This is a genomic window from Stenotrophomonas sp. P5_A8, from assembly GCF_056400545.1.
The window spans coordinates 1-3267 of the sequence record NZ_JBFULB010000394.1 but is presented as its reverse complement, the minus strand read 5'-3'; the positions used below and the strand labels follow the sequence as shown (position 1 = coordinate 3267).

Below are 3267 nucleotides of genomic sequence, written 5' to 3'. Positions count from 1 at the left end.
CCCATGCCCTTTCCGGCGAATGTCCTCCGGCGTCGGCCTGCGGCCGCCCCCTCCCCCTTTATTTCGCCTCCAAGGGCATGGGCGCCCAGCGCCCGACCCACCAACGGCCGCGCCTGGAAAGGTCAACGCACGCTTCCACTTGTCCCGCATAGGGGCGAAGAACCACAAAATCGCCCGGGGCCGTTTAAACCTTTTCGATGGACCGCGCATCCAACGGATATGCTCAACGCCACCATGCCCGCATCCCGCGCCCCGACCGACGCTGTCGACGACCACGCCCTGGTCCGCGCGGCGGTCGGCGGTGATATGGCCGCCTATGAACGCATCTACCGACGCCACTCGCCGCGCATGTATGCGGTGCTGTGGCGGTTGTGCGGCGGCCACGCGGCACGCGCCGAAGATGCGTTGCAGGAAGCGTTCCTGCAGGCCTGGAAGGCACTGCCGGGCTTCCGTTTCGACAGCAGCCTGGGCACTTGGCTGCATCGGCTGGGGGTCAACGCGGCGCTGATGGAACTGCGGGCCAATTCCGTCGAGCAGGCCTGCGACGCCGGCGAGGCGGGCTGGGACAGCGTGGCCACGTTGGCCTCGGTGGACCGTTGCGCGGGCACCAGCATGGACCTGGAGCGCGCGCTGGAAACACTGCCGCCGCGCGCCCGTGCGGTGCTGGTGCTGCACGACATCGAAGGCTGGAAACACCATGAGATTGCCGAGCAGCTGCAGATGGCCGTGGGCAGCTCGAAGGCTCAGTTGCACCGTGCGCGTGGACTGTTGCGCGCACGCTTGGGAGAAACCGCATGAACGACCGTATCGACAACGTCAACGACAACGACAACGACAACGACGGACTGCAGGCGCAGCTGCGCGCACTGCCGGGCGAACGCCTGCCGCCAGCGCGGGTGTGGCAGGGCATCGCCGCGCGCTTGCCGGCCATGCCGTTGCCGGTCGCTGCACCACTGCCGGCCGCATCGGTGACGGCGATCGTGCCGCGCCGGCGCTGGCCGCTGCACATCGGACTGGGTCTGGCTGCGGCATTGGGCCTGGTCATGGTGGTGCCGATGCCGGCACCGCAGACGCCGCCACCCACGCTGGTGCAGCGGCAGGCCGATGCCATGGTCGCCGAGTACCAGCAGGCGATGGCCGCGTTGCCGGCCGCGCAGGTGGGCGGGGATTGGCAACCGGCGCTGCGTGAGCTGGACAGCAGTGCCGACCACATCCGCGCGGCGATCGCCGAAAACCCGCGCTCCCGTTCGCTGCTTGCGCAGCTGCAGCGCACCTATGCGCTGCGTCTTGAACTTACCCAGCAGGCGGTCATGGCCGCCGCTGGCCTGCCATCCTGAAGGAGATACACCATGCACACATCACTACGTCTGATCGCCGCCCTGGGCCTGCTGCTGCCGCTGGCGGTGCAGGCTGCCACCCGTGTCGATGAGCGTGCGCCGCTGGGCGCGGGCGGTCGGGTGGAGCTGAGCAACATCGCCGGCAAGGTCAGCGTGCGCGGCTGGGACCGCAACGAAGTGGCGCTGAGCGGCTCGATGGCCGACGGCTTGACCCTCAAGCAGGACCGCAGTACCAACCGGGTGCGTTGGGAAGTGGTCTATCCGCGCAACAGCAACAACGGCGGGGCCACGCTGGAACTGCGTGTGCCGCGTGCGGTGGAGGTGCAGCTGGGCACGGTGAGCGCGGACATCGACGTGGCCGATGTGGATCTGCGCCGGCTGCAGGCCAATGCGGTCAGCGGCAGTGTGTCGGCGGCCGGCCGCAGCGGCGAGACGACGTTGAGCACGGTCAGCGGCGGGATCCGTTCGCAGGTGCAGACGCCACGCCTGGACCTGCGCGCAGTCAGCGGGTCGGTGCAGGCCGCTGGCGGGGTGTCGGGCGAGGTGGCGGTGGAAACGGTGTCGGGCAGCATCAAGGTGGACGCGGGCCGGGTACAGCGTCTGGCCGCCGAAGCGGTATCGGGCAGCTTGAACATCGCCGCATCCGGCGTGGCGCCGGGCGGGAAGGTGACGTTGCAGACGGTGAGTGGTTCGATCGGGCTGCAGTTGCCGCGGTCGGTGTCGGCACAGCTGAGCGTGAAAACGTTCAGTGGCGATATCCAGTCCGATGCGGGTACGGTGGAGCGGCCGCGTTATGGGCCGGGCCGTACGCTGGATACGAAGCTGGGCGGTGGCGATGGGGACATCGCGATCAATGCCCATTCGGGCAATGTGCGGGTGGGGCTGGGCGGACGTTGAGTGCGGCCACCGCACCGGCACAGGGCCGGTGCGGACGGCTGCAGGTCAGCCGGCTCTCTTCAGTGCCAGGGTGTTGCCGAGCACTTCGATCTTGCCACCACTCTTGCGGAACGCGGCCAGGTCGGCTGCGATGCTGGCGCTGTTGACTGCGGTGCTGGAACCTTGCTTGCGGTCAACGCGAACGGTGTTGCCTGCCTTGGGGGAGGTCTTTGGCGTACGGGCCATGGATGCTCCTGTCATGGTTAACACGTGGATAAAATCGCCGACAGGTCGTGCTGTTGTCGACGGTAGTCCTGCCGCACATGGCGGCAGTCATCGCCGCCCATGTCAAACTGGCGGCAGATGGCGGGACGCTGCGAATAGATCGTGCAGCGCAGGTGATAGGGGTCGATGGCGGCACACCAGCCTTCGTCGTTGCGCGCCATGACGGTGCGCCCGGCCTCGTCGCGGTCCAGCAGGTAGCCGGGAACGGCGTCGCTGGGCATGACGGTGACCGACATCCGGCAACACACCGCGTCACAACGGCGGCAGTCGATGGGGTCGGGTTCGGCAGCGGAAACTGGGGCTGGTACAACCAGGCGTTCGCCCAATCGAATCTCTCTTGGCGGCTCAGGGGCGGTGCGCTGGGAACGAGCCGGATCACAGCGTAAAAGCGATCCCGGCGCCCGGGACGGATCCGAAGGCGGCAGCATCGAGAAGGACGGTGGCCTGTACCAGGCCCGGGATGACATGCGCGTTGCGCACTGAAGCAGAAAGATGATAGCGCTTTTGGCGTAACGTTTTGTTAATGCCGTCCCGGAATGGGGCGGAAAGCCTTGTGCCGCCTGGATTTCCCGCTACTGCCGAGGTCTCTATCTGGGGCCGAAAGGTCGAAGTTCAAGTGCACAACCCAGGGCCCAGGCTCTGGTCCAGCCACCGTCATCAGGGAACGTTCGGGACGGGCGCGCCACAGGGCCGGAGCGCACCGACCATCAAAAACCGGTGAGCCGACCGTTGGTCGGCTGCGGCGGCGCAGCCATCTGCGGTACAGAGC

5 protein-coding genes are annotated in these 3267 nt (G+C 67.6%); 3 read left to right on the top strand and 2 right to left on the bottom strand.

The features are described 5' to 3' along the window. Window positions 1-219 precede the first annotated feature (219 nt). The 3 genes from AC1DQP_RS18535 to AC1DQP_RS18525 are packed head-to-tail and all read left to right on the top strand — an operon-like array spanning window position 220 to window position 2234. Entirely contained in the window at window positions 220-798 is a 579-nt protein-coding gene (locus AC1DQP_RS18535) for an RNA polymerase sigma factor (RefSeq protein ID WP_457321197.1), read from the top strand. After that, the gene (locus tag AC1DQP_RS18530) at window positions 795-1337 is read left to right on the top strand and encodes a hypothetical protein (RefSeq protein WP_457321199.1); all 543 of its coding nucleotides are present in this window, start codon (window positions 795-797) and stop codon (window positions 1335-1337) included. The genes AC1DQP_RS18535 and AC1DQP_RS18530 overlap by 4 nt, the downstream gene beginning before the upstream one ends. Before the next feature lie 12 nt (window positions 1338-1349). After that, entirely contained in the window at window positions 1350-2234 is an 885-nt protein-coding gene (locus AC1DQP_RS18525) for a DUF4097 family beta strand repeat-containing protein (protein ID WP_457321201.1), read from the top strand. 45 nt (window positions 2235-2279) lie between these two features. Here the strand turns inward: AC1DQP_RS18525 and AC1DQP_RS18520 are convergent, their stop codons facing one another. Both AC1DQP_RS18520 and AC1DQP_RS18515 read right to left on the bottom strand, forming a co-directional pair. Then, complete coding sequence (locus AC1DQP_RS18520) at window positions 2280-2459, bottom strand: hypothetical protein (RefSeq protein WP_256775876.1); 180 nt, start codon at window positions 2457-2459, stop codon at window positions 2280-2282. Between the two features lie 17 nt (window positions 2460-2476). Beyond that, window positions 2477-2770: a YkgJ family cysteine cluster protein gene (locus tag AC1DQP_RS18515; protein WP_345779496.1), complete on the bottom strand. Its 294-nt coding sequence runs from the start codon at window positions 2768-2770 to the stop codon at window positions 2477-2479. Window positions 2771-3267: the final 497 nt, after the last annotated feature.

Excerpts from the sequence above, each read along its gene's own strand:
- AC1DQP_RS18535 (WP_457321197.1), top strand. The coding sequence starts at position 220 with ATGCTCAACGCCACCATGCCCGCATCCCGCGCCCCGACCGACGCTGTC.
- AC1DQP_RS18530 (WP_457321199.1), top strand. The coding sequence starts at position 795 with ATGAACGACCGTATCGACAACGTCAACGACAACGACAACGACAACGAC.
- AC1DQP_RS18525 (WP_457321201.1), top strand. The coding sequence starts at position 1,350 with ATGCACACATCACTACGTCTGATCGCCGCCCTGGGCCTGCTGCTGCCG.
- AC1DQP_RS18520 (WP_256775876.1), bottom strand. The coding sequence starts at position 2,459 with ATGGCCCGTACGCCAAAGACCTCCCCCAAGGCAGGCAACACCGTTCGC.